At 73.3% G+C, this 22,308-nt stretch carries 19 protein-coding genes; 8 read left to right on the top strand and 11 right to left on the bottom strand.

Going from position 1 to position 22,308, the window contains the following annotated elements; all coding sequences use genetic code 11:
* The first annotated feature begins 14 nt into the window (after positions 1 to 14).
* Genes IO36_RS23045 through IO36_RS23035 form a run of 3 tightly spaced genes read left to right on the top strand, consistent with a single transcriptional unit; the run spans position 15 to position 3,147 of the window.
* The gene (locus IO36_RS23045; protein WP_158997436.1) at positions 15 to 725 is read left to right on the top strand and encodes a metallophosphoesterase family protein; all 711 of its coding nucleotides are present in this window, start codon (positions 15 to 17) and stop codon (positions 723 to 725) included.
* Entirely contained in the window at positions 722 to 1,879 is a 1,158-nt protein-coding gene (locus tag IO36_RS43235) for an ATP-grasp domain-containing protein (protein WP_051900838.1), read from the top strand. The genes IO36_RS23045 and IO36_RS43235 overlap by 4 nt, the downstream gene beginning before the upstream one ends.
* Positions 1,876 to 3,147, top strand: coding sequence for an MFS transporter (locus IO36_RS23035; protein ID WP_051900837.1), 1,272 nt, complete (start codon positions 1,876 to 1,878; stop codon positions 3,145 to 3,147). The genes IO36_RS43235 and IO36_RS23035 overlap by 4 nt, the downstream gene beginning before the upstream one ends.
* A 159-nt stretch (positions 3,148 to 3,306) precedes the next feature.
* Here IO36_RS23035 and IO36_RS23030 read toward each other — a convergent pair whose 3' ends face one another.
* From IO36_RS23030 to IO36_RS23005, 6 genes are all read right to left on the bottom strand, one after another.
* On the bottom strand, positions 3,307 to 4,503 hold the full coding sequence (locus IO36_RS23030; protein ID WP_051900836.1) for an amino acid kinase family protein: 1,197 nt from the start codon (positions 4,501 to 4,503) through the stop codon (positions 3,307 to 3,309).
* On the bottom strand, positions 4,500 to 5,549 hold the full coding sequence (locus tag IO36_RS23025) for an aspartate-semialdehyde dehydrogenase (protein WP_037622566.1): 1,050 nt from the start codon (positions 5,547 to 5,549) through the stop codon (positions 4,500 to 4,502). The genes IO36_RS23030 and IO36_RS23025 overlap by 4 nt, the downstream gene beginning before the upstream one ends.
* Before the next feature lie 30 nt (positions 5,550 to 5,579).
* Positions 5,580 to 6,554, bottom strand: a complete 975-nt coding sequence (locus tag IO36_RS23020) for a GlxA family transcriptional regulator (RefSeq protein WP_037622564.1) — start codon at positions 6,552 to 6,554, stop codon at positions 5,580 to 5,582.
* A gap of 119 nt (positions 6,555 to 6,673) precedes the next feature.
* The gene (locus tag IO36_RS23015; protein WP_158997434.1) at positions 6,674 to 7,144 is read right to left on the bottom strand and encodes a response regulator transcription factor; all 471 of its coding nucleotides are present in this window, start codon (positions 7,142 to 7,144) and stop codon (positions 6,674 to 6,676) included.
* A gap of 90 nt (positions 7,145 to 7,234) precedes the next feature.
* Positions 7,235 to 8,692 (bottom strand): aldehyde dehydrogenase family protein, encoded by a 1,458-nt coding sequence (locus tag IO36_RS23010; RefSeq protein WP_245173435.1) that lies wholly within the window; start codon positions 8,690 to 8,692, stop codon positions 7,235 to 7,237.
* Between the two features lie 46 nt (positions 8,693 to 8,738).
* Entirely contained in the window at positions 8,739 to 9,998 is a 1,260-nt protein-coding gene (locus IO36_RS23005) for a hydroxyacid-oxoacid transhydrogenase (protein WP_245173433.1), read from the bottom strand.
* A gap of 421 nt (positions 9,999 to 10,419) precedes the next feature.
* Between IO36_RS23005 and IO36_RS23000 the strand changes: the two genes are divergently transcribed.
* The 5 genes from IO36_RS23000 to IO36_RS22980 all read left to right on the top strand — a co-directional run bounded on the left by IO36_RS23000 (position 10,420) and on the right by IO36_RS22980 (position 16,755).
* Positions 10,420 to 11,715, top strand: coding sequence for an ATP-grasp domain-containing protein (locus IO36_RS23000; protein WP_051900834.1), 1,296 nt, complete (start codon positions 10,420 to 10,422; stop codon positions 11,713 to 11,715).
* Position 11,716: 1 nt separating this feature from the next.
* Entirely contained in the window at positions 11,717 to 12,979 is a 1,263-nt protein-coding gene (locus IO36_RS22995) for an ATP-grasp domain-containing protein (protein WP_051900833.1), read from the top strand.
* On the top strand, positions 12,976 to 14,295 hold the full coding sequence (locus tag IO36_RS22990) for an MFS transporter (RefSeq protein WP_037622563.1): 1,320 nt from the start codon (positions 12,976 to 12,978) through the stop codon (positions 14,293 to 14,295). The genes IO36_RS22995 and IO36_RS22990 overlap by 4 nt, the downstream gene beginning before the upstream one ends.
* A 91-nt stretch (positions 14,296 to 14,386) precedes the next feature.
* Positions 14,387 to 15,745: a dipeptidase gene (locus tag IO36_RS22985; protein ID WP_037622562.1), complete on the top strand. Its 1,359-nt coding sequence runs from the start codon at positions 14,387 to 14,389 to the stop codon at positions 15,743 to 15,745.
* Positions 15,742 to 16,755: a class I SAM-dependent methyltransferase gene (locus tag IO36_RS22980; RefSeq protein ID WP_245173431.1), complete on the top strand. Its 1,014-nt coding sequence runs from the start codon at positions 15,742 to 15,744 to the stop codon at positions 16,753 to 16,755. Before IO36_RS22985 ends, IO36_RS22980 begins: the two co-directional genes overlap by 4 nt.
* 200 nt (positions 16,756 to 16,955) lie before the next feature.
* Here IO36_RS22980 and IO36_RS22975 read toward each other — a convergent pair whose 3' ends face one another.
* From IO36_RS22975 to IO36_RS22955, 5 genes are all read right to left on the bottom strand, one after another.
* On the bottom strand, positions 16,956 to 18,065 hold the full coding sequence (locus IO36_RS22975) for a M14 family metallopeptidase (protein WP_037622560.1): 1,110 nt from the start codon (positions 18,063 to 18,065) through the stop codon (positions 16,956 to 16,958).
* 110 nt (positions 18,066 to 18,175) lie between these two features.
* Positions 18,176 to 18,943, bottom strand: coding sequence for a hypothetical protein (locus IO36_RS22970; protein ID WP_037622558.1), 768 nt, complete (start codon positions 18,941 to 18,943; stop codon positions 18,176 to 18,178).
* 11 nt (positions 18,944 to 18,954) lie between these two features.
* Entirely contained in the window at positions 18,955 to 19,683 is a 729-nt protein-coding gene (locus tag IO36_RS22965) for a hypothetical protein (protein WP_037622557.1), read from the bottom strand.
* 21 nt (positions 19,684 to 19,704) lie between these two features.
* Positions 19,705 to 20,793, bottom strand: a complete 1,089-nt coding sequence (locus IO36_RS22960; protein ID WP_051900832.1) for a hypothetical protein — start codon at positions 20,791 to 20,793, stop codon at positions 19,705 to 19,707.
* 209 nt (positions 20,794 to 21,002) lie between these two features.
* Positions 21,003 to 22,088, bottom strand: coding sequence for a hypothetical protein (locus IO36_RS22955; RefSeq protein ID WP_037622555.1), 1,086 nt, complete (start codon positions 22,086 to 22,088; stop codon positions 21,003 to 21,005).
* Positions 22,089 to 22,308 lie beyond the last annotated feature (220 nt).

The following is a 22,308-nucleotide window of genomic DNA, read 5'->3' as shown; positions in this document are numbered from 1 at the left end:
TGCGCCATGCCGTCGTGACGGACGTTCACGGGGACACCGCCCGGCTGCGGGCGGTGCTCGGAGCGATCCGTGAGCAGCGGGTGGACCGGGTGATCTGTCTCGGCGACGTCCTCGAGTGCCGGGTCGGGAAACGGGAGGCGGCCGGCTACGCGTTCGGCGGCCGGCTGACGGACGTCTTCGACCCCGACCCCGAACTCGCCCGGCTCCTGGACGGGGTGCGGCTGGTGCGGGGCAACCAGGAGGAGCGGATCCGCGCCCTCGTGCCCGAGGCCGCCCTGCCCGGCTGGACCCGTCCGCTGCTCCACGCCCCCCGGGAGCACCGCACCGGCTTCGCCCTGTACTGCCACGGCCACCCCCTGCCGTGGCGCGAGCTGGAGCCGGGAGTGTGGTGCCCGGCCGACGCGGACTTTCCCGGCCGGGCTCTGGTGCACGGGCACCATCACCGCAGCGCGCTGTACCGGCTGTGGCCCACCCGTACCGGCCCGGTGCGGGCCGAGCGGCTGCCCGTACGGTTCGGGACCCCGGTCCCGCTGGCCCCGGACGGCCGCTACGTCGTCAACGTCGGCTCCGTCGCCCCGTGCGCCCCGGACCGCGGCCCCTCCCCCGCCTGGGCCGTCGTCGACGAGGCCGCGTCCACCGTCACCTACCACCACGCACCGCACCCCACGGACCCCCGGCCCCTGGACCCCAGACCCACGGACCCCCGACCCACGGAGAAGCAGTGACCCGGCAGGTACTCCTGCTCAACTCGGACAAACCCGAGGTCCTCCACGCCCTGGCCCGCCGCCCGGGTGTGACCGTCCGCGTCATCACCCGCCCGGTGTACGCGGGCCTGTACGAGAACCACGAGACGGCGTACGTCGACAGCTTCGCCGACCTCACTCAGGTCGAGCGGGCGGCGTACGAGATCGCCGCGCACGGCCCCGTCGACCACGTCATCGCCGCCACGGAGAAGAGCGTGGTGGCGGCCGGCCTGGTCCGCGCCCTGCTCGGGGTGCCCGGGCCGGGGTTCGACCAGTCCCTGCGGGGCGCCCACAAGCGGGCGATGAAGGACAGGCTGCGCGCCGCGGGCATCCCGGTGACGGACTACGCGCAGGCCCCGACCCTCGACGCGGTGCCCGCGGCGGCGGAGCGGACCGGCTGGCCCGTCATGATCAAGCCGGTGTTCGGCGCCGCCTCGAAGTGCACCCACCGCGTCGACTCCCCCGGGGAGTTCGCGCGACGGCACCGCGCCGGCGACTTCGCCGACCTCGCGGACACCCGGCTGCCGGTCCAGGTCGAGCGCCTGGTGCGGTTCACGCACGAGTACCACTGCGACGGCGTCGTCCACGGCGGCGAGGTGGCCCGCGCGGCCGTCTCCCGCTACTTCCTCCCGCCGCTGCACACCTCGCCGGACCTGAACAGCGGCTACCTGGCCGACCAGAGCGACCCGTTCTCGCGCGAGGTCCTGGACCTGCACCGCCGGGTGGTCGCCACGCTCGGCCTGCCGGCCGGGGTCACCCACCTGGAGGTGTTCCGCACCGAGGACGGTCCGGTCGTCGGCGAAGTGGCGGTACGGCCGGGCGGGATGGGCATCTCCCGGATGTGGTGGCACGCCTTCGGGGTGGACCTGTGGGAGGAGTTCGTCCGGGTCTCGGCCGGTGAGCGGCCCGGCCGGCCCGCCCGCGAACCCCGCGCCGGCACGGTCGGCCGCAGCCGGCTGCCCGCGCTGCCCGGTCTGCGCGCGCGGGTGCTGGCCCTGCCCGGCGTGCTGGAGGTGCTGACACCCGAGGAGTGCGCCAGCCCGGGGCGTCTGGAGGCCTACTTCGCGGCCGAGGACGAGCCGGCCGCGGAGCGCTTCATCGCGCGGCTGCACGCGATGGCGGGGCACGGGGCATGAGCGCACCGGCTCCCGGCAGGGCGCGCCGTCTGCTCGACGCCGCGCTGCCCGCGCCCGGCGACCCCCGGCTGCTGGCCGTGTCCTGGCTGGTCAAGACGGTCGGCAGCGGGCTGTACCTGACCACCGGCACCCTGTTCTTCACCCGGGTCGTGGGCCTGCCCGTGCATCAGGTCGCCTCCGGTCTGACGATCGCCGGGACCGTCGCCCTGGCCGGTGCCGTGCCGCTGGGCGGACTGGCGGACCGGTTCGGCCCACGGCGGACGTACACCGTCCTGCTCGGCGTCCAGTTCGTCACGATGGCGGCGCTGGCCTTCGCCCGTACGTTCCCGGCGATGCTGGCGTCGATGCTGGTGTTCCTCGTCGCCGAGCAGGGCAGCACCGCGGCCCGCGGCGCCCTCGTCGCCACCGTCGGCGAGGGCACCGAACGGGTCCGGCTGCGGGCCTATCTGCGGGTGGTGACCAACATCGGCATCACGATCGGCGCGGCGGCCTCGGCCCTGGTGGTCCAGGCGGACTCCCGGACCGGTTACACCGTCCTGCTGTGGTGCACGGCGCTGACCTACGCGGGAGCGGCGGTGCCGCTGCGGTGGCTGGAGGCGCCCCCGTCCCGGCCGGCCCCGACGGCGGCGCGCACCGGTTCCGGCCGGCAGGTCCTGCGCGACGGGCGGTACGCGGCCCTCACCCTGATCTGCGGTGTGCTGTCCCTCCAGGCCCAGGTGCTGTCGTTCGCCGTGCCGCTGTGGGTGATCGGGCACACCGAGGCCCCGCCGCTTCTGGTGTCCGGCGTCGTGGCGGTCAACACGGTGATGGTGATCTGTCTGCAGATCCGGTTCAGCCGTGGTGCCGAGGACGACCGCCGGGCCGCCCTGATGTGCCGGGGCTCGGGGATCGCGCTGTTCGCCGCGTGCGCGCTGATGTCGTTCACCGGCGGGCTCGGCGGCGAGGCGGCGACGGTGGTGCTGCTGCTGTTCGCCGTGGCCCTCACGCTCGGCGAACTCTGGCTGTCGGCGGGCTCGTTCGGGCTGAGCTTCTCTCTGGCCCCGGAGGGCATGCACGGCCAGTACCAGGGTTTCTTCTCCCTGGGCCGCGGCGCGGCGGCCGCGGTGGCGCCGGCACTGATCGCGGCGCTCTGCCTCGGCGGGCACCCCCGGGAGGGGTGGCTGCTGCTGGGCGCCTTGTTCGCCGTGGCCGGGGCGGCGGCTCCGGCGGTGCTGCGGATGCGGGCACCGGTGGCGCACGAGGGGTCTTTGACGACCGCCACGAAGTAGACGGCAGGCGTTCGGAGCGGCCCCGAGGTGCCTTGGGCCGCTCCGAACGAAGGCCGCTTCGAGCCCGGCCGCTTCGAGCCCGGCCGCTCCAGGTCCCGGCCGGTCGGTCCCGGCCGGTCGGTCCCGGCCGGTCAGGCTCGGCCGGTCAGGCTCGGCCGGTCAGGCTCGGTGTTCCGTCTCGGTGTCGGTCGGGGCCGGGCCCGTCAGGGCGTCGCTGTGGGGGGAGCGGGTTTTGACCGCCACGGGGACGGGGGGTCCGGGGGCGGTCTCGGTGTCCGGGTACAGCAGGGCGTGGCGTCTGCGGGCCTCGGCCGCGGCCTCCGCGCGCGACACCGCGGTGTGGTCGGCCCGGCCGTCCGCCCGCAGGGTGGTGACCAGGCACAGACCGTCGAGCAGTCGCGCGTCACGCACATACCGGGCGGCGCCTGGCGTTCCGGACGGCACCGCGAGACACGGCCCGGAGGCGGTGTCGAACGCGATGGCGTTCAGGCCCTCGGCGCGCAGCCGCGCGCCGGCCGACCGGCGCCGCGGGCCCGACGGGAAGCACCACACGTCGGTGTCCCGGCGTACGACGACCGCGGCCGCCGCCGGACCCGTCCCGACGACCGTCCCGCCCTGCGGGGCCCCGCTCCAGGGAAAGGGACGGCACAGCAGCCGCACCCCCGAGCGCTCCGCCCAGTCCACGGCGCCCTCGTGGACGACCTTGGCGCCGTGCCGGGACATCCGGCGGACCCCCTCGTAGCCGATCCGGGGCAGGGTCCGTGCCCGGGGCACGAGGTAGGGGTCGGCGGTGCACACCCCGGGCACGTCGGAGAACAGCTCGCAGGTGTCCGCGCCGAGCGTCGCGGCCGCCGCCACCGCGGACAGGTCGGAGCTGTTGCGGCCCAGCATGACGGTCCGCCCGGCCGCGTCGACCGCCTGCCCGCCGGGGACGACCGCGACCGGGCAGGCGGCCAGGGCCGCGGCCAGGCCCCGGGGACTGGCCGAGACCAGCTCCGCCCGGTCGCCGGGCCCCTCGGCGAGGAGGCCGGTGGCCGCGGCCGGCAACGGGGTCCCGGGCAGTCCCTCGGCGTCGAGGGCGGCCGCGAGCAGGGCGACGCTGACCGTCTCGCCCGCGGTCAGGAGCATCGCGGCGGCCGGGGCGGGCGGGTCGGCGGCCAGTGCGTCCAGGGTCTGCCGCAGCCGTCCCGTCGTACCGGACATCGCGCTCACGACGACGACCAGCGGGCGCCCGTCCTCGGCGTGGCGGCGGACCGCGTACCGGGCGACGCGGCGGTAGCCGTCGAGGTCGGCGAAGGCGGAACCGCCGAACTTCAGCACCAGCGGCCGGAGTTCCGGCGCGGGACCGCCGCTCATGCGAGCCAGCCGTTCTTCGCGGCGAGCGCGACGATCTGCAGCGCGTTCAGCGCGGCGCCCACCCAGAGGTTGTCGGCGACCACCCACAGGGCGAGGGCCCGATGGTCCTCCGGATCGACACGGACGCGGCCGACATGGACCAGCGCCCGGTCCTCGCGCCGGGCGAAGACCGTCCGGGGCATGGGGTACGAGGGGCTGTGCGCGCGCCGGTGGACGCGCAGGCCCGGCGTCGCCTCCAGCGCGTCCTCGACCGCCGCGGCCGTGACCGGCTCGCGCAGCCGCAGGTGGACGGCCTCGGAGTGGCAGTCGAAGACCGGTACCCGTACCGCGGTGGCGCTCACCCGCAGGTCCGGCAGACCGAGGATCTTGCGCGGCTCGCGCACGAGCTTGCGTTCCTCGTGGGTGAACCCGTCCTCGTCCGGCAGTCCGATCTCGGGGACGAGGTTGAAGGCGAGCGGCTGTCCGAAGCGCCCGCCCGGGGCGCCCTGCGCCGCGGGGTCGTCCAGGACCGCCCTCGACCCGTCCGCCAGTTCCCGCAGGCCGCGCACCCCGCCGCCGGAGGCCGCCTGGTAGGTCGCCACCACGACGCTCTCCAGGCCCGCCAGTTCGTGCACCGGGTGCAGGGCGCGCACCAGCTGGATCGTGGAGCAGTTGGGGTTCGCCACGAGTCCCGGGGCGGGGCGGTCGTCGAGCGCGCCCGGGTTGACCTGGGGCACCACGAGCGGGACGTCGGTCCGCATCCGGAACGCCGAGCTGTTGTCGACGACCAGCACCCCCGCCGAGGCCAGCCGCTCCGCCTGACGGGCACTCACCTCGGCGCCGGCGGAGAGGACCGCGACGTCCAGGTCCCCGGGGTCCAGCTCGTCGAGGGTGACCAGGTCCGCGAGCGGCAGGGACAGTCCCAGCTCGCCGCCCAGGTCCCGGCCGGCGCTGCGCGCCGATGCCACGGGCACCACCCGTTCCACGGGCACGATCCCGCCGTCGAGCAGGGCCAGGCATTCCCGTCCCACCGCTCCGGTGGCGCCGACTACCGCGATGCGCAGCATTCCCGTCCTCCTGCCGGCCCCGTGCGGGGCTCAGTACGTGGTCGCGTCCGGCGACCGGCCCCGGAAGGCCCGCCGGTACGCGTGGGGGGTGGTGCCGAGGAAGTGCACGAACTGGTACCGCAGGGCGGCCGCGTTGGCGAATCCCGTACGGGCCGCCACGGCCTCCATCGTCTCGTCGGTGTTCTCCAGCAACCGCTGGGCGCTCAGCACCCGCTGGGCCAGCAGCCACCGGTAGGGCGTGGTGCCCGTCTCCGCCCGGAAGCGGCGGGCGAACGTGCGCGGCGACATGCAGGCCCGCGCGGACAGCTGCTCGACGCTCATCTCCTGGTCCAGGTTCTGTTCGGCCCAGGTCAGCACCTCGCGCACGCCGTCCTCCCCGTACTGCGCCACCGGCCGCTCGATGTACTGGGCCTGGCCGCCCTCCCGGTGCGGGGGAACCACCATGCGCCGGGCGATGGCGTTGGCGACGTCGCTGCCCTGGAGCTTGCGCACGAGGTGGAGGCAGGCGTCGATCCCCGCGGAGGTGCCGGCCGAGGTGAGGATCGGGTCCTCGTCGACGTACAGCACGCCCGGTTCGACACGGGCCTTCGGATAGCGCTCCGTGAGGGCCTCGGCGTAGCGCCAGTGGGTGGTGCAGCGGCGGCCGTCGAGCAGCCCCGCGGCGCCCAGGACGAAGGCCCCGACACAGACGCTGACCACCCGGGCCCCGCGGGCCACCGCCTGGCGCAGGGCCTCCAGCAGGGCGGGCGGAAAGTCCCGGGTGTGGTAGTCGTCGCCGACCGGGATGGCGATGAGGTCGGCCTCCTCCAGCCGGTCGAGGCCGTAGGGCGTGCTGATGGTGAATCCGGGCACCGCGCGCACCGAGGGGGATTCCGCGGCGACGAGCGCGAAGTCGTACGCGGGCAGCCCCTCTTCGCGGCGGTCGATCCCGAAGACCTCACAGACGACGCCGAGCTCGAAGGGATGGACGTTGTCGAGCAGGACCGCGGCTACGTTCTTCAGCATGTTTTCCAATGTGGCAGTAATGCATGGTCTTCTGACAGTCAGTCCGCTGTCGTCTGGCCGGATCGGCCCTCATACTCACGGCAGGGCCCCGGGGGCCGCCGGGCCTTCACCGGCGGCGCTCAGGGGTGCGAGACATCGTCGACGGGCCGGCCGATGGACACGATCCCGCTGCGGATGCCCATGACGACGGCCTGCGTCCGATCGGACGCGCCGACCTTCATGAAGACCGCGGACAGATGGTTCTTCACCGTCTTCTCGGATATCCCGAGCGCCTTGGCCACCCGCCGGTTCGAGTTCCCCTGGGAGATGAGCACGAGGATCTGGCGCTCGCGGGCCGTGAGCACGGCGAGGGCCTGCGGCGGCGCCGGCGCCTCCACGGCGGGCGGCGGAGCACCGCGGCGGCCGTCGGCCCGCAGGTCCTCGATCAGCTGCTCCTGGGCCTCCAGGGCGTCCTGGGCCTCGCCCAGGGCCTTGTGCACCCTGGCGACTCCCTCGGCCAGGGCCGTCACGGGCTGGGCCGGTGCCCCGCAGACCGCGCAGCACTGCCGCGTCCTCGCTCCCTCGACCGACCCGTGCACAAGTGGCGACATCGGATGAACTCCCTCCACCGGGGGTGAATTGAACGAGACCGCTCTGCTCCGTAGGACCGAGGACGGGGGAAACGGACGACGACGCCCGGGTCAGGAAGGAAGCTGTGCGTGGATCGCCACCGTCTTGCACCGCGTGTACTCGCGCAGCGCCTCCAGTCCCTTCTCCACTCCGATTCCCGAGCGCCGGTAGCCGCCGAAGGGCAGCTCGACTCCCCCGGCCGCGCTGTAGTTGTTCACGAACACCTGCCCCGCTCTCAGCCGCCCGGCGAGCCAGTGGGCCCGGGTCACGTCGGAGGTCCAGACTCCGGCGGCCAGCCCGTACGTGGTGTGTTCCGCGAGGGCGAGCGCCTCCTCCAGCGAGTCGAAGACCGAGACGCACAGGACCGGGCCGAAGATCTCCTCCTCGAACACCCTTTGTCCGGGGACGACTTGGTCGAGGATCGTGGGCTCCACGAAGAACCCCCTGGTGTACGTCTCCCCCTCGGGGACGCCGCCGCCGGTCCGCAGCACGGCGTCCCGCCGGCCCCCGGCGAGGTGGCCGAGCACCCGCTCGCGCTGGCGCGCGGAGATGAGCGGTCCCATGTCGGGATCGGCCGCGCCCGGTCCGATGGTCAGGGCGCGGAACCGTTCGACGAGCGCGTCCACCAGGTCGGCGTGGACGGAGCGGTGGACGAGCAGCCGGCTGCCGGCCGAGCAGTTCTGCCCCGCGTGCTCGGTGATCGACTCCACGATCTGCGGGACCGCGAGGGCGGCGTCGTAGTCGGGGAACACCAGGTGCGGGGACTTCCCGCCGAGCTCCAGGGTGACCGGCACGATGGAGCGCGCCGCCGCGGTCATCACGGCCTCGCCGACCTCGCGCGAGCCGGTGAAGGCCAGCCGGTCCAGGCCGGGATGGGCGGCGAGCGCGGCGCCCGCCTCCGCTCCGTAGCCGGGTACGACGTTGAGGGCGCCCGGCGGCAGCCCCGCCTCCTCGGCGATCTCCACCAGCCTCAGCGAGGTGAGCGGGGCGTCCTCGGCCGGTTTGAGGACACAGCAGTTCCCGGCCGCGAGGGCGGGTGCCAGGGTCCGGGCGGCGATCTGCAGCGGGTAGTTCCAGGGGATGATGTGCCCGCACACTCCGTAGGGTTCGCGCAGCGTGAAGGCGGGCCGGTCAGGACGCAGCTGGATGGTCTCGCCGCCCAGCGCCTCCACCGCTCCCGCGTAGAACTCGAAGTAGCGGGCGGCGACGTCGGCGTCGGCCCGGGCCTGGCGCAGCGGCTTGCCGGTGTCGAGCGTCTCCAGGGCGGCGAGTTCCTCGCGCCTCTCGCGCAGGAGCGCGGCGACGCGGTGGCAGACGCGCGAGCGCTCCACCGGTGTGGTGAAGCGCCACACGCTCTCGTGGGTGTGGCGGGCCGCTTCCACGGCCGCCCGGACCTCGGCCGGGCCGCAGCGGGCCACGCGCGCGACGGTCCGGGCGTCGGAGGGATCGAGCACGTCGATCCACCGGTCGGTGGCCACCCGCTTCCCCGCGATGACGGCCGGGTGTTCCGGTATCGGTGCATCACTCACGGGTGCATCCAGCTCCTTGGCGTGGGGGCGCGCTGCTTTCGGCGGTTCAGTGGGTCATCGAGCCGGCGATGACCCGTTCGAGGTCGCGTGCTGTGACGTCGCGCGGGCAGCACACCAGCAGCCGCCGCTGCTTGAGCGCGCCGTCGACGAGTCCGGGCAGGTCCTTCGCCGAGTAGCCGAAGTCCCGCAGCCCGGTGGGTCCTCCGGTGTCGGCCACGATGCCCAGCAGCGTGGCCGGAAGGACGTCCGAGCCGTTCGCCACGGTGACGCCGGCGAGGTTCGCGCCGAGCAGCTCGGCCGCGCGCAGATGGCGTTCGGGCGCGGTGGGATAGGTGAACTCGAAGGCCGCGGCGGCGGTGGCGACGACCGCCGCCCCGTGCGGGACCATCGCGTGGCCGACCTCGTACCCGGCGGGCCGGAAGTCCCGCACCAGGCCGGCCACCGGATAGGCGCAGGCGTGCGGGATGTGTGTCCCCGCGTTGCCGAATCCCATCCCGGCGAAGCTCGCCGCCCGGCTCATGCCCGTACGGGCCTCCAGGTCTGCGGAGTTGAGGACGGCGCGCCTGAGGTAGCGCCCGACCAGTTCCAGGGCCTGTTCCGCCCACACGTCGCTGATCGGATTGGCTCCGATGTACAACGGGCGGTCCCCGGGCGTGGGATAGGGAGGACGCCGGTCGTAGGGGCGGGCCGTGTACGACTCGCAGGCGTGGGTCAGCACGTCGTAGCCCGAGGAGGCGGTGACGGCCGGGGGCAGGGTCAGCGTGTTCGCCGGGTCGACGAGCGCCAGGGAGGGCATGAGCCTGAGGTCGCTGATGCCCGTCTTCACGTTCAGGTCCGTGACGCCGAGGGCGACCATGGCGGTGCACTCGCTGCCGCTGCCGGCCGTGGTCGGCACCGCCACCAGGGGCCGCAGTGGGCCGGGGATCCGGGCCCCGGCGCCGATCGGGGCGTTCAGATAGTCGCGCACCGGGCGTCCGGGGTGGCTGAGCAGCAGGTTCAGCATCTTGGCGGTGTCGATCGAGCTGCCGCCGCCGAGTCCGACGAAGCCGTCCACCGCGAGGTCGCGGAGTTCGCGGGCCGCCTCGGTGACGCTGGTGTCGGTGGGCTCCACCCGGGCCCGGTCGAAGAGCGTGACCGAGATGCCCTCCTGCTCGATGTGCTTGGCCACCCGGGCGGGCAGGCCGAGGGAGGCCAGGACGGGATCGGTCACCAGCAGCACCGACGCGACGCCGGCCGCGCGCAGTGCGTGTCCGATCTCCCCGGTGGCGCCGACGCCGAATTTCAGCGGCGGAGCCTGCCAGCTCACGATGCGTTCGTGCTCCGGCAGATCTCCGCCCCACCCGCGCGATTCCACAGTCCGTCCCCGCCTTCATCGGCCTGACTTGGAAAACCGGTCGGAAAAATTGGTTTTCGAACGGCGACGCGCACCCCCCGGACGTCTCGGCCGGCTCGGCGAATCGACGTCACCTTCATACAGAATTTCGACCGGGCGTGGGCCACAGTAGCCAGTCGTCCTTGGCGCCGCCATAGGTCCCTTGCCCTATGACAGAAACGGCTCAATCACAACCACCGGCGCATATCGGAAGCCAGTGGACCAACACCCCGGCTCCGCCCTCGTCGGCGGCCCGGCCGCGGACGGCCGCCGGGGCGGCGACTGGCAGGAAATCGTGGTCGGCTGTCAGTTCCGCCACTGTCGCCGGAGGCGTCCCGGCCAGCAGAGTTGAGTCATGAAGTCCACTGGGCGGCAGTACGTGATCGTCGTAGACGGCTACCACATCAGGGACGGGGACGACCGGGGCTTCGCCAGCGCCTTCCGGGCCCGGGGCGTGCTCCCGGTCACCGTCATGAGCACCCCGCGGCCCCTGGCGAAATTCGTCAAGAAAAACATCTGGTACCCCGACGACTTCGAGGCCGTGCACTATTACGACGGCGACTTCGAAGCAATGGTAAAACTTGTGGAATCCTATGACCCGGTGGCGATCGTCACCGGCAACGAGAGCGGTGTCGAATTCGCCGCCCGCCTCGTCGAACGCCTGATGCCGCAGTTCCAGAACGTACCCGGCAGTGCCAAATGCCAGCGCCACAAAGGGGAGATGGCGCGGGCCCTGGAGCGGGCCGGAGTACCGGGCCCGCGCACCCTGTCGACCGCCGACCCCGCCGAGGCCGCCGCCTGGATCGAGGCGAACGGGCTCACCGGCCGGCCGCTCGTCCTGAAGCCGCCGCACAGCGCCGGGACGGACAACGTGCACCTCGTGCCGGCCGGCGGCGAGTGGCTCGGCCACTTCACCCACATCCTCGGCCAGGTCAACGGGTTCGAACTGCGCAACGACACCGTCATCGTGCAGGAGTTCCTGGAGGGACCCGAGTACATCGTCGACCTGTACTCGGTCGACGGGCGGCACGGTCTGGTCGACACCTGCGTCTACGCCAAGCACGACCGGGGCCCGCGCATCGGCATCTACGACGTCGCCGACTTCCTGGCCCCCGACCACCCCGACGTGAAGGTCCTCGCGCCCTACGTGATGCGCGCCGCCGACGCCGCCGGTATCCGCAACGGCTCCACCCACGCCGAGGCGATCATGACGCCGGACGGGCCCCGCCTGGTGGAGCTGGCGGCCCGCTACTCGGGCAGCTGCATGATGATCTCCGGCTCCCTGGCCACCGGCGACAACCAGATCGAACGCACCGTACGGCACGTCCTCGACGGGGAGTTCGTGCCGTCGTTCGACCTCGTCCGGCAGGTCCGCACGCTCTGGCTCTGCTCGGACCTGGCCGGCCCGGTGCGGAACATGGAGATCCTCCGGGCGATCGCGGACCTGCCCACCACGTACTCCATGGCGCTCCCGCCCGAGGGCCGGGACATGCCGGTCACCAACGACGTGACCACCAGCCTCGGCTGGGTCGTCCAGGGCGCCGACGACTGGGACGCCATCGAGAAGGACTCGGCCCGCATCCGCGAGCTGGAACGGGCGTGGAACGCGGCCCGCGCCGAGGACGCGGCCGGCGAGGGGAGGACCGCCTGACATGCCGGGCCAGTCCAACGGGGCCCCCGTACCCCACCTTCTGCTCGTCTGCCCCCGCCACGACGTCCTCGGCAAGTTCGTCGGCCTGCCCGTCGCCCTCACCGTGGTCCACCGCCCCGGCGGGGACCGGGAGCTGGAGGCCTCGCTCTCCCTCGACGTGGTCGACGCCGACTTCACCGACGCCGACGCCCTGCTCGCCGTCGCCCGCGAGGTGCACGCCCGGCGCCCCGTGGACGCGGTGCTCGGGCTCACCGAACTCTCGCTGCACCCGGTCAGCGTGGTCGCCGAGGCACTCGGCGCCCGCGGCAACCCGCCCGCCACCCTCGCCCTGACCCAGGACAAGGCCGCCATGCGCGCCCGCCTGCGGGACCGGGGGCTCGGCACGGTGGCCCACCGGGTGTGCGCGGGCGTCGAGGAGGCCCGCGCGCTGATCCGGGGCTGCCCTGCCGGGGTGGTCCTCAAGCCCGTCGACGGCAACGGCGGCACGGGCGTCCATCTCGCGCGCACCGAGGAGGAGCTGGACCGGGCGTGGGCCTGGGCCAGCGGCGCCAGAACCGGATTCGCCTGGCCGCAGGGCGAGTCGCCGTCCCGTGTACTGGCCGAGGAGTTCCTCACCGGACGGGAGTTCAGCGTCGAGTCGCTGTCCGCCGCCGGGCGCCACCGGGTCCTCGCGGTCACCCGCAAGCACACCTCGGGCGCCCCGCACTTCGTGGAGACCGGCCACGACCTGCCCGCGCCGCTGCCGCCCGACCGCTACCGGGCCGTCGCCGACGCGGCGGTGGACGCCCTGGACGCGGTCGGCTACGCCTGGGGCCCCTGCCACACCGAGGTGATGCTCGCCGAGGACGGCGAGCGCGCCACCGTCGTCGAGATCAACGCCCGCCAGGGCGGCGACCAGATCTGGGAGCTGGTCCACCACGTCACCGGCGTCGACCTGCTGCAGGGCGCCGTCCTCGCCCTCGCGCACGGCGTGCTGCCGGGACCGGCCACGGGCCTCGCGGGCGGTGCCTCGATCCGCTACCTCACCCCCCGGCCCGGCCGGGTCACCGAGGTCACGGGCGTCGCCGAGGCCCTGGCCGTGGAGGGCGTCATCCGGATCGGCGAACTCCCCTCCGTGGGGGACGAACTGGCGCCGCTCGGGGACTCCTGGAACCGGGCCGGGCACGTCGTCGCCGCGGGCCCCGACCCGAAGAGCGCCGCCGACGCGGCGGACACGGCGGCCGCGCTCCTCGGCGTCCGCACCGACGGGAGGGGGACGCGGTGACCGCCGGGAAGGGAGAGGGGGTGCGGCTCGCCGGGACCGCCGCGACGCGGGCGAAGGACACCCGGGGGACGCGCTCCGGCCGGTTCCTCGCGGGCCGGGGGCCGGCGTACGTCGTCATCCTCGGCCGCTTCGTCACCAACATCGGCTTCTTCATGGTGGTGCCGTTCCTCGCGGTGCACCTGACCCGGGACGAAGGGCTGAGCAGCTTCCGGACCGGTGTGCTCTTCGCCGTCATGGAGTTCACCCGGCGCGGCCTCGGCATCCCGTCCGGCTGGGTCAGCGACCGCTTCGGCGCCGCCCGGATCCTGACCCTGGGGCTGGCCGTCGAGGCGGGCGCGTACGTCGTGTTCACGGTGGCGGGCGGCAGCTTCGCCGTCTGGGGCGCGGCGGTCGCGCTGCTCGGCGTCGGCGGCTCCCTCAACAACAACGGCGCCCGCAGCGTCCTCGCCTCCAGCAGGTCCGGCGGGGTCGCGGCCGATCTCAGCCGCTACTACGTGTCCATCAACGGGGCCGCCCTGATCGGCCCGTTGATCGGCACCGCGCTGATGGCGGCCGGCGCGATGAAGGCCGGGTTCCTCGTCGCGGCCGCGCTGCACCTGGGGTTCGCGGCGGTCTCCGCGGTGCTGCTGCGCGGGCTGCACGCCGTGAACGCGGCGCCGATCAGACCGGCCGCCATGGCCGAGGCGCTGCGCGACCGCCCGCTGATGGTCTTCTGCGCGCTCGCGGTCGGCGGCTGGTTCCTCGTCACGCAGTACCGGGTCGCGCTGCCGCTGACCGTCGTCCACCAGAAACTCTCCTCCGACCTGGTCGGCGTGCTCACCGCCGGCAACGCCGTCGTGGTGATGGTGACCGTGTGGCTGATCGGCGCCCGCGTCGAGAAGCGCTCCACCCTCGGCCGCCTCGACCTGTTCACGGTCTCCGGGGTGCTGCTCGGCGGCGGCTGGCTGCTGTGCTCGGTCGACGGGATCAGCCCGGTCGTCGCCGCCGTCGTCGTCACCTCGATCGGGGAGTCGCTCTTCTGCGGCGTGGTCGACGCGGTCGTCGCGGGCCTCGCGACCGAGGGCCGCACCGGCCTGTACCTGGGCTACTCCACGATGGCCTGGGGCGTCGGCGGCATGCTGGGCGGCTTCGTCGGCGGCGGCTTCGACCTGGCCGCCGACCGGGGCGCGCTGCCCCTGTTCTGGCTGGTGCTGGCCCTCGTCGGGCTCGGGTACGGGGCGGGCACCCGCGGGGTGCGCCGCTCGCTCGCCGACGCGGTCGACCGACGCCGGGCCGCCGGCACCGTGCCGGACGCCACCACCTCCCCGTCGGCCTGACCGGCTCCCGGGCGCCCCGCTCCACGCGCCCGGGAGCCCGTACGCAACGACCCGGAACACCCACCCGAACACCGACCGAGAAGGAGGCCGCATGCCGCCCAAGGCGTTGCGCGCACGGGTACGCGAACTGATGGGCCGGGCTCAGGAGGACCTGCGGGACCTGGTCGCGCACCGGTCCGTCGCCGACCCCCGGCAGTACCCGGTGGAGGAGTGCGAGAGTGCCGCCGGCCTGGTCGCCCGGCTGTTCACCGAGGCCGGCGTCCCCGCGATGCGGCTGCTGGACACACCGGACGGCAGCAAGGCGGTGTTCGGTCATCTGCCGGCCGCGCCCGGCTTCCCCACCGTCCTGCTCTACAGCCACTACGACGTCCAGCCACCGCTCGACGAGCCCGCCTGGACCACCCCGGTGTGGACCCTGACCGAGCGCGCCGACGGCCGCTGGTACGGGCGCGGGGCCGCCGACTGCAAGGGCAACATCGTCATGCAGCTCACCGCGCTGCGGGCGCTCGGCGACCCGGCCCGGCTCGGGGTGGGCGTGAAGATCGTCTCCGAGGGCGCCGAGGAGCAGAGCACCGGCGGCCTCGCCGCCCTGATCCGGGAGAATCCCAAGCTCCTGTACGCCGACACCGTGCTCGTGTGCGACACGGGCAACTCCGCGGCCGGGGTGCCCACGACCACCACCGACCTGCGGGGTGTCGTGCACGCCACCGTCGCCGTCCGCTCACTGGCCGGGCCGGTGCACTCGGGATCGTTCGGCGGGCCCGCCCCCGACCCGCTCAACGCGCTGATCGCGATGCTCGCCACGCTGCACGACGCCGAGGGCAACACCACGGTGGACGGCCTCGACAACAGCGGGCGCTGGCAGGGCGCGGAGTATCCCGTCGACCGCTACCGCCGGGACATCGGGGTGCGGGACGGCGTCCGGCTGGCAGGCGACGGCAGCGTGGCGGACATGCTGTGGGCCAGGCCCGCCCTGACTGTCGTCGGCATCGACTGCCCGCCGGTGGTCGGCTCGGCCCCGGCCGTGCTCGGCGAGGTCACCGCCAAGCTCAATCTGCGCATCCCCTACGGCACCGAACCGGACGCCGCCTGGGAGGCGCTGCGGACCCATCTGACCCGGGCGGCCCCCTGGGGCGTCGAGGTGGAGACGGTCCGGATCTCCTCCAGCCGCCCCTTCCGGGCCCGCACCGACGGCCCGGCGTACGCGCAGCTGACCGGGGCGCTGCGGGAGGCCTTCGGGCAGGAGCCGACGACGGCGGGGCAGGGCGGTTCCATCCCCACCTGCGACGCGCTCCAGGAGACCTTCCCGGACGCGGAGATAGCGCTGATCGGCGTCGAGGAGCCGCAGTGCCTGATCCACGCGCCCGACGAGAGCGTGGACCCCGAGGAGATCGAACGCATGGCACTGGCCCTCGCGCTCTTCCTGGAGTCCGCGGGAGGGCGGCCGTGAGCGGACTGACGGAACATCATGTGACGTTCGGCGAGGCCGACATGGCGGATCATCTGAGCCGGCTCGGCCGGGCCGCCCCTGACCTGCACGCGTGCGTCGACCCGGCACGGGCCCGCGCCTTCGCCCGGCTGCCGGCCGCCGGATTCCGCGACGACTTCGACGAGGACGCGGCCGGCGGCCGGGGTTCCTCCTACATCCGCGCGCAGGCCCGCAACCTCACCGCGCGCGCCCGGGGCATCCACCACCTGCTGTCCCTGGTGCCCGCCCGGACCGACCGCCGGCCCTCCGTCGTCGTGGACGTGCTCGGCGGCGACGGCCTGGTCCGCCGGGTCGCGGACGCCGGACGCCTGACCGGTCTGTCCGTGCTGACCTGCGACGCCTCCCCCCACATGGTCCGCGCCGCCTGGGCTGCGGGCTGTCCGGCGCTCGTGCAGCGCGCCGACCGGCTGCTCCTGCGGGACGGCAGTGCCGACACGGTCCTCGTCGCCTACGGATCGCACCACATCGCCGCCGACGAGCGCGCCGAACTCGTCCACGAGGCGTACCGGGTGCTGCGGCCCGGCGGTGTGCTGCTGCTGCACGACTTCCTCGTCGGGTCCCCGATGGACACCTGGTTCCGGGACGTCGTCGACCCGTACTCGCGGACCGGTCACGACTTCGAGCACTTCACCCGGGAGGAGCTGCGGGGCTATCTGACGAAGGCGGGCTTCGACTCGGGCGAGGTGACCGAGATGGCCGATCCCTACACCGCGACCGGGGCCACGGCCGGGGAGGCCGAACGGGAACTGGGACGCTATCTGCTGGACATGTACGGTCTCGCCGGGATCGAGGAGGGGCACCCGGCGGACGCGGCCCGCCACACCCTGGAGCTGGCCGGCACGATCTTCCGCGAGCGGCGCCCCGACGGCACCGTGGAGTCCCGCTCCCTCGCCCACGATCCGGCGGCCGGAACCTGGACCTGCACGGTACCGAGGACGGCCGTCCTGGCGATCGGCCGGAAGTCCTCCTGAGACCCGCCCGCCACGCCTTGTCGGGCCCGGCACCCTGCCCGGCCCGACAGGGCGCCCGGCGTACGCCGGGCGGGGACCGGAGCGGGCAGCGCGAAGCCCCGGCGGCCGCCCGGGAGGGCGGCGGCCGGGGCGCGGTCGCGAGGTGGCCGCAAGGTGGTCGGGGCGCGGGTCGGTCGGGAGCGGTCGGGGTCGCGGGGCCGTCAGGCGGGATCGCCGGGCTTGGCGTCGGCCAGACCTGTGAGGGCCTGGGCGAAGACCTCGCGGGCCCGTCGGAACACCTGCTCGCGCCAGCGGGCGTCCTCCGCGGGACAGAACGCGGCGCGGATCAGTTCCTTGAGGCCGGAGCGGACCGCCTCGGCGGGCGGGAGGTGCCGGTGCAGCCAGGTGTCGGCGCACAGCGCCAGCAGCACCTCCGGCCCCGGCCGGGTGCCGAACTCCAGGGTGATCGCGGTGAGCAGACCGCCCGCGCCGAGGCCGTCGGCGACCGCGGTCGCCGTGTTGCCCACGATCGGGGTGGAGGAGGAGGTGCCCTCCTCGGAGGCGGTGAGCGCGTCGCCGTACCACCGGTGCGCCCGCTCACGGGCGCCGGCGTCACGGCCGCCGCGGAAGATGGGCTCGCCCGCGCCGCGCTCGCCGAGACCGGTGTGCAGGTCGATGTAGCCGACGTGGGCGGCACCGGCGATCTGTTCGGCGACCACCGTCTCGAACACCCGACGGGACCAGGAGGGGGCGTGTCCCCCGTAGAACAGCCCGTCGGGATGGCGGTACTGGCCCCGGGTCACGGCCTCCTGGAGGTGCTGGGGGCCGAGCCGTTCGCGCAGCGCGGTGAGCGCGGTGACCAGCGCGCCGGGGTCGAAGGCGGCCGCGTCCGGCGGCACCAGGGTGCGGTGCACCGCGTCGTAGGCGTCGTTGTGCGGCGGGGCCGCGTGGTCGACGAAGTTCCGGTTGAGGTCGACGTTGTCCTCGTTGACACGCCGCAGGTGGGCGAAGCCGTAGGGGTTGAGGGAATGGACGAGCAGGACGCCGGTCCCGGCCCCGGCGGCGGCCCTCGCGACGCCCTCCCCGAGCAGGACGCCGGTCTGGAGGGCCGAGCCGCAGAAGCCCTCGACGCCATGGGTCCCGGAGACCGTCACCAGGAGCTTCGTCGCCGAGGGTGGCCCCAAGTAGGCGGTGTCCACGCAGAGTTCACCGCCGTCGGGCCCGAGGTGCCCCGGCAGGGCGAAGGTCCGCAGCCGTGCGCCGGCCTCCTCGGCGGCGCCCAGGAAAGCGGCGCGGGCCCGGGAGTAGTCGGGGGGAAAGGTGTCCGCCATGCTGCCTCGCGTTCCTGGAGAGCCTGACCTGCCTGGACCGTCCGGAGCCGTACGCCGGGAGACGGAGGCGGCGCCCGTCCGGGGCGCCGGGAACCGTCCGCCGGCACGGCTCAGTTCCTGCCGGAGGGCAACGGCACCCCCAGGGCCGTGAGGATCGCGTCGGCCCCGGCCCGTGTGGGCACGTCCAGCAGGCACAGCACCCGGTCCCCCGGCCGCGTGTGCTCGGCGAAGTACCGGTTGGCCTCGGGCACGTGGCTCAGCGGCCGTTCCCGGTAGAGGTCGAGCGGACGGCCGATGCCCGGGAAGACCCCGCGCACCGGGTCGAACGCTGCCCGGGGGGCCAGCGCCGCGGCCACCTCGGCCGCCAGGCCCTCCCGGCTGTCGTCCTTGCCCGCGAGGTCCGGGTACAGGGTGATGTCCGGGTGACCGCTGAACGCCGCCATCGCGCAGTACGCCACCGGGTTGTACGTCTTCAGCGCGATCACCTCGGGGAACGGGCGGCCCTCGGCGAGCAGCCGGGCGAAGTGCAGCGCCCAGCTCTCCTTGAAGACGGTGGCGCCCCGGTACGCGTCCCCCACGAACTGGATCATGATGTGCAGACAGGGCCGCCCGGACGGGAGCTCCGCCCAGCGGGAGGTCAGCAGCGACACGACGCGGTCGCGCTCGCGGTCCACCCCCGCGACGACGTGGTCGGCGTCGGTCAGCATCTCGCGGCGGAGCGTGAACAGTTGGCGGGTGTGGAGTCCCGGCATGGCGAGGACCAGACCGTCCACGATCCACTTCTCGGTCGCGGTCGGCAGCTCCCGGCCGGGCGGCAGGGCCAGTACCTCGGCCCCGGGCCGCCCGCCGGGCCGTGCGGCACGGTCGTCGTCGGCCACCGCTGCCCCGCTCAGACCTCGGACGCGGTGGGCAGCGGGATCTGGGCGTCGCTCTTGCCGAGCACGGTGAGCTGGTGCAGTTCGACGAAGTAGAGCTTCCACAGCCAGTAGACGTTGTGGAGGTGCTCGACGACCCTGCGCTCGTCGGCCTCGGAGTGGATCAGCGTGGACAGCACGCGCCACACGAAGTCGTCGTGGTCGTCGTCGAGGTCCGTGTTGACGTGGGCGCGGGCGCCCTTGACGTTCTCCTCGCCGAGGACGTCCCCGAGGTTGTCCAGCCAGTCGGGCTGGGTGCGCGTGGTGACGTACTCGACGAAGTACACGCTGGTGATCAGCGCCATCGGGCTGTCCTCGAACTCCATGCCGAACTGGAGGTATCCGGTGAGGAGTTTGGTGGAGAGCAGGGGTTCCGTGGAGTAGATCTGGTCCTTGGTGACCCCGACCTTGGCGAGGTCGGCGGCGAACAGCCGGTCGTGCAGCATCTCGTCGTCGGTGTAGTGCGCCCACGCCTTGGCCTGCACCGGGTCGACCTTGGTGAAGTACTTGATGGCCAGCGCGTCCACGGTCCGCTTGCGCCGCAGCCGCAGGATCGTCTCGATGTTGTGGCGCTTGTAGTAGTCGAGGTTCAGCTCCGAGGCGTTCTTCTGGTGCTGGGCGTAGGGGACCGTCTCGTAGAAGTCCTTGATGAAGGTGTCGAGGACCGCGTCGACCTTCTTGCGCAGTTCGGGGTTGGTCGTCATGGCGTGCTTCCCTCCTTGGGGTCAGTGGCAGCCGCAGCCCGCGCTGGAGACGCGCCGCATCCGGCCGCGGCGCACCGCCTTGCGGGCGCCGAGGACGGCGGTTCCGTCCGATGTCAGCAGGGAGCTGCGGGGGCAGAGGAAGGCCAGGGCGAAGCGCGTGGCCGGCGTGATCCCCAGGCCCAGGTTCACGACGCCGCCGGTGGCGCCGTACACCTCGTTGGGGCCGCAGTTCGCCGGGACGATCTCCGTGATGGTGTTGATCCCGAAGCCGAGTTCCCAGATGACGCGGTAGCGCGGATCGTCGGTGAGGAGTTTCTCCAGCTCCACGGCGGCCGGGGCCGCGCCGGGTGTCTGCGGGGTGACGTCCTCGATGCTCCCGGCGGCCACCCGCAGCGTCACGGCCTCGGTGACGAGCGGGGTGAGCGCCTCGAACAGCCGCCGCTGGTCGGCGCCGTCGGCCGGGTCGCGGTGGCGGTGGACGATCGGCCAGCCGCGCAGGGTCAGGTCCCCGCGGAGGCCGAGCAGCCGGGCTCCGGGGTCGAAGGTGGTGATCTCGGCGGCGGTGACGCTCAGTTTGCCCGACGGGAAGATCTGCTGGTCGCCCTCGTCCAGGACGCCCGCCTGCTGGTTCCACACGCAGGCGCCCGCCGTGTGGTCGAACTCGGCCTCGGTGCCGGAGACGTCGTCGACGATCGTCAGCCGGTCGCTGTCCCCCACCAGGTCGAAGAAATCCTCGGCCACGCGGGCGTGTTCGGCGGCGTCGGTACGGGCGGCGGTGCGCAGGAAGGCATGGACGTGCTCCTCGGTCAGCGGGGTGGACCCGGCCGGCAGCACGGCCAGTCGGCGCCCGCCCAGTTCCCGCGGGGTCGGCGAATCGAGGAACTGCCCGGGGCAGACCGCCAGCACGCTCGCGTCCTCGGGGACGCTCCGCTCGATCAGTTCGCCGAGGCGGGTGCCGGGGGAAAGCGTCAGCCGGAGCACACGGGAACGGCCGTCGCCGGAACGCAGGGAAAGGGATTCGCCGCATTGTTCGTTCGTGATCAGACAGAATGTCCCGGCCGGCCGGCCGAACTGGTCGAAGTCGTTCGTCGTGAGTTCCAGCGGTGGCACGGGAAACTCCCTCGGGAGGAGAGAACTCGGGAGGAGAAATGGGGAACCCCGCGGCGGGGCGTCGTGAACACCCCGCCGCGGGTCGGTACTCAGCCCAGGAGCGTGCCCAGGTAGTTGCGGTTCTTCTGCACCTTGATCTTCTTCATGGGGAGTCACCTCCTGTTGGGTTGATTTCCTTGCGTACACCCCGGCCGGGCGGTCGCGACCCGCTATGCGAAGAACACGACCCTCTCCACGGTGGGGTGGTCCGGGTGGCCGATCACCGCGACGCCGTTGCTCGTCAGCACGCGGGTGTCCGGCGAGATGATGTCCAGGTGGTACTGGGTGTACGGGGTGAGCCCGAGGCCGAAGTGCAGGCACCCCTCGGTGCCGCCGTACACCTCGTTCATGGCGTGGTTGCCGGGCAGGATGTCGTGCGCGGTGTTGAGGGCGTGGCCGATCTCCCAGACGATCCGGTACCGGGAGTCCACCGCGAACATCTGTTCCAGCATCGCCACGGCCGGCGCGGCCCCCGCGTCCAGCGCCCGCAGCCGGGTGATCCGGCCGTCCTCGACGGTGGCCCTGATCGCGTGGTCGCGCATGGCCCAGAGCTCGGCGTGGATACGGGCCTGGTCGGCGCGGGAGAAGGAGGGGGTGCCGTTGTGCAGGATCGGGTAGCCGCGCAGCGTGATCTCGCCCTCGAGCGGCAGCTTCAGCGCCTCGTCGAACTCCCTGATCTCCACGGGCAGCACGCTGATCTCGCCGGACGGGACGATCTGCTGGTCGCCCCAGTCGAGCGGTCCGGCCTGCTGGTTCCACACCAGGCCCTCGCGCAGATGGTCGAGGGTGGCGCGGGTGCCGTGCACCGGGTCGACGTACACGAGCTGGTCGGAGTCCTCGGCGAGTTCGAAGAAGGTGTCGCAGAACGCCGCCTGCTCGGCCGCCGAGGTCCGTTCCATGACCCCGAGGAAGTGCCGGATCTCGTCGAGGGTGGTCGGCGTCGAGTTGCACGCCATGCCCATGATCTTCCGCCGGCCCACCAGGGCGGGGTCCGGTGACGCGAAGAACCTGTGGGGCGAGACCACGAGGACGTGCGCGGGTTCCGGGATCCGCTTCTCGAGAATGTCCTCGAACCGGTCCCCGGAATCCAGGGTGATGGTGAGAAATTCCCGGTACGGCGCCGTCTCGACGAGTTCGATCCGGTCCACCAGTTCGGAATTCGTGATCAGACAGAAGGTGCTTCCGGTGGCTTCACCGAATTGGCTGAAGCGGCCGGGATCAATGGCTATCTGCGCGGACACGATCACTCCCGTCATGACCTTTGCTCGTTTTCTCGGCGTTGCCTCCAATGTGACGGGTCGTGGGGTCCTCGGGGTATAGGACGATGGTCCCTGCACGCTCTTTCGGGACTGGTACTTCCGGGCTTTTCGCGATGTCCGGGCCGTGCGGCTATTCCGTGCGCCGGCCCAGCTGTGCGGAAGGGTCCGCCCCTCCGCACGCGGAAGGGGCCGGCCCCTCGGCGGACGAGGGGCCGGC

The sequence above is a fragment of the Streptomyces aureus genome, from assembly GCF_000725495.1.
Classification (GTDB): domain Bacteria; phylum Actinomycetota; class Actinomycetes; order Streptomycetales; family Streptomycetaceae; genus Streptomyces; species Streptomyces aureus_B.
The sequence above is the reverse complement of the archived record's forward strand: the minus strand, read 5'-3'. Positions and strand labels throughout refer to the sequence as shown.

Bases quoted from the DNA above. Each gene is read 5' to 3' on its own strand.
- IO36_RS23015 (WP_158997434.1), bottom strand. From the start codon at position 7,144: ATGTCGCCACTTGTGCACGGGTCGGTCGAGGGAGCGAGGACGCGGCAG.
- IO36_RS23020 (WP_037622564.1), bottom strand. From the start codon at position 6,554: ATGCTGAAGAACGTAGCCGCGGTCCTGCTCGACAACGTCCATCCCTTC.
- IO36_RS22985 (WP_037622562.1), top strand. From the start codon at position 14,387: ATGCCGCCCAAGGCGTTGCGCGCACGGGTACGCGAACTGATGGGCCGG.
- IO36_RS23030 (WP_051900836.1), bottom strand. From the start codon at position 4,503: ATGAGCGGCGGTCCCGCGCCGGAACTCCGGCCGCTGGTGCTGAAGTTC.
- IO36_RS22955 (WP_037622555.1), bottom strand. From the start codon at position 22,088: ATGACGGGAGTGATCGTGTCCGCGCAGATAGCCATTGATCCCGGCCGC.
- IO36_RS23000 (WP_051900834.1), top strand. From the start codon at position 10,420: ATGAAGTCCACTGGGCGGCAGTACGTGATCGTCGTAGACGGCTACCAC.
- IO36_RS22965 (WP_037622557.1), bottom strand. From the start codon at position 19,683: ATGACGACCAACCCCGAACTGCGCAAGAAGGTCGACGCGGTCCTCGAC.
- IO36_RS22975 (WP_037622560.1), bottom strand. From the start codon at position 18,065: ATGGCGGACACCTTTCCCCCCGACTACTCCCGGGCCCGCGCCGCTTTC.
- IO36_RS23025 (WP_037622566.1), bottom strand. From the start codon at position 5,549: ATGCTGCGCATCGCGGTAGTCGGCGCCACCGGAGCGGTGGGACGGGAA.
- IO36_RS22995 (WP_051900833.1), top strand. From the start codon at position 11,717: ATGCCGGGCCAGTCCAACGGGGCCCCCGTACCCCACCTTCTGCTCGTC.
- IO36_RS23035 (WP_051900837.1), top strand. From the start codon at position 1,876: ATGAGCGCACCGGCTCCCGGCAGGGCGCGCCGTCTGCTCGACGCCGCG.